Genomic DNA, 1562 nt, shown 5'->3' on the forward strand with positions numbered 1-1562 from the left:
CGGTGATGGCGCTGGTGGAGGAGCGGGAAGCGGCTGCCCGGGTGCGGGCGGAGGAGCTTCGCGTGGAGGCGGAGCGGGTTCTTGCCGAACTCGCCGAGGCGGAGGCTTTGTTGGAGCGTCGCGTGATCGCCACGGCCGAGCTCGCCGAGACCCTGGCCGGCCGCGACGCGGTGCTGGGGGAAGGGGCCGCCCCGGTGGTCGAGGCGACGGCCGCGGCGATGGCCCCGGTCGCGGGGTCGGTCGTGCCGCGCTGGTATGCGGGGGCGACGGTTTTGGCGCTGTCGGCGGACTACCGGCGGATTGTGGAGCTGGTGGAGGCCGAGCCGGGCGCCGGTGAGGGCATCTCGGCGAAGGAGCTGGCCGGGCGGCTGGGGCTTGCGGCGGTGCCGGCGAAGACCGAGGGAGTGCGTTCGAAGGCGAGGCGGCTGGCCGAGCGGGGCTGGGTGACCGCGTTGCCGTCGGGCCGGTTCACGCCGCGCGAGCCCACCGTGCCTGCCCGGGCCGGGGCCGGGATGCCGTCCGGGCGAGGCGGCGGCTCATGAGCATGGCCATCGAGAAGTAGACGAACGTCTCGCTGGAGGTGGGCAGCGTCTCGAAGTCCCGCACCAGACGCCGCGATCGCATCAGCCACCCCAGAGTTCGCTCCACGCACCACCGTCTGGGCAGCACCACGAAGCCGCTCATGTCGTCACTGCGCTTGACGATCTCCAGGGTGAGCTGGAGTTTCTCCCTGGCCCAGGTGACCAGGCGGCCGGAGTAGCCGCCGTCCGCCCAGATGAGGGTGATCTTGCGGAACTTCTCCCGGAGCCGGGGCAGCATCACGCGGGCGGCCTGGCGGTCGGTGACGTCGGCGGCGGTCACCAGGACCATCAGCAGCAGCCCGATGCTGTCCGTGATGACGTGCCGACGCCTGCCGTTGATCTTCTTGCCGCCGTCATAGCCGCGTGAGGCAGCGGGCACCGACGCCGCACCCTTGACCGACTGCGAGTCGATGATCGCCGCGGTCGGTTCCACGTCCCGCCCTTCGGCCCGGCGAGCCCGTCCGCGCAGGCGGTCGTGGAACTCGCGGGCCAGTCCCTTGTCGCGCCACCTGCGAAAGAACGCATACACCCGGTCCCACGCCGGAAAGTCGGCGGGCATCGCCCTCCACTTGACCGCGTTGTCCGTGACATAACGGACCGCGTCCAACATCTGCCGGTGGCAGTAGCCCTCCGGCTGTCCGCCCCGCCCTTCGAGCCAGGCCGGGACCGGCATCGCGTCGCGCACCACCTGCCACTCGGCGTCCGTCATGTCGGAGGGGTACTGCCGCACCCGGTCGGGTCGGTCGGCCGCGTTCCCGAACCGGTGAGCGAGGCAATCGCACGCCGACACGCGCGAGTTGGACGGGAACAACGTCGTCACGCAAGACTGGGACAACAGGGCCTCCTGGTGAACGAGTTGGCTTCGCAACCCTCGTGCTGCACCGGAGGCCCTGCTTTCATGCGCCCGCGCGGCCAAGATCACCCGACCAGGGAACCCGTTCGATCAGAACCGTCCTCGTGATCGATAGGAATACGGCTTCT

Annotated in this window: 2 protein-coding genes; one reads left to right on the forward strand and one right to left on the reverse strand. The window is 70.7% G+C overall.

The features are described from left to right. The coding region (locus tag BMZ82_RS39105; protein WP_177244886.1) for a hypothetical protein at nucleotides 1-542 on the forward strand (542 nt) is incomplete at its 5' end. On the opposite strand, the gene BMZ82_RS39110 is transcribed toward BMZ82_RS39105, so the two are convergent. After that, on the reverse strand, nucleotides 469-1290 hold the full coding sequence (locus BMZ82_RS39110; protein WP_177244887.1) for an IS5 family transposase: 822 nt from the start codon (nucleotides 1288-1290) through the stop codon (nucleotides 469-471). The genes BMZ82_RS39105 and BMZ82_RS39110 overlap by 74 nt on opposite strands. Between the last annotated feature and the right edge of the window lie 272 nt (nucleotides 1291-1562).

It is taken from the genome of Streptomyces sp. yr375 (assembly GCF_900110755.1).
Taxonomy (GTDB): Bacteria; Actinomycetota; Actinomycetes; order Streptomycetales; family Streptomycetaceae; genus Streptomyces.

Coding starts and splice junctions, on each gene's coding strand:
- BMZ82_RS39110 (WP_177244887.1), bottom strand. CDS start 1,290: ATGACGGACGCCGAGTGGCAGGTGGTGCGCGACGCGATGCCGGTCCCG.